The sequence below is a fragment of the Shewanella sp. T24-MNA-CIBAN-0130 genome, from assembly GCF_040310185.1.
Classification (GTDB): Bacteria; Pseudomonadota; Gammaproteobacteria; order Enterobacterales; family Shewanellaceae; genus Shewanella; species Shewanella psychromarinicola.
This window is the reverse complement of sequence record NZ_JBEOPP010000152.1, coordinates 1-446: the sequence shown is the minus strand read 5'-3', so window position 1 is coordinate 446 and position 446 is coordinate 1. Positions and strand designations below refer to the sequence as shown.

Sequence of the window (446 nt, the reverse complement as noted above, 5' to 3'; positions counted from 1 at the left end):
GTGCAGTATTAACCACATTGTCACTCTTTATCATGCCGCACTCGCCTACTTTATGGATTGCAGCGGGTATGTTGTGGATTATGGATGCCTCAATCAATATCGCCATGGAACCGTTTCGTGCTTTTGTCGGCGATAATCTACCCAAAAACCAACGGACCCAAGGCTATGCAATGCAGAGCTTTTTCATTGGTATTGGCGCGGTGGTGGCATCTGCCTTGCCATATATTTTAACCAATGTCTTTGATGTGGAAAATACCGCCCCAGCGGGCGAAATTGCCGACTCTGTACGCTATGCATTTTACTTTGGTGGCGCGGTACTAATGTTGGCCGTAGGTTGGACCATTATTTCAACCAAAGAATACTCTCCAGAGCAATTAGCTGAATTTCATCAACAAGACACCACTGACGCACAAGACACTAACGTCAATACGCGTACAGCCAAACAA

Annotated in this window: 1 protein-coding gene; it reads left to right on the top strand. The window is 46.0% G+C overall.

Features of this window, described 5'->3' with window-relative positions:
- Window positions 1–446: MFS transporter (locus AAEZ02_RS21875; protein WP_351125044.1), on the top strand; the 446-nt coding region annotated here is incomplete at both ends.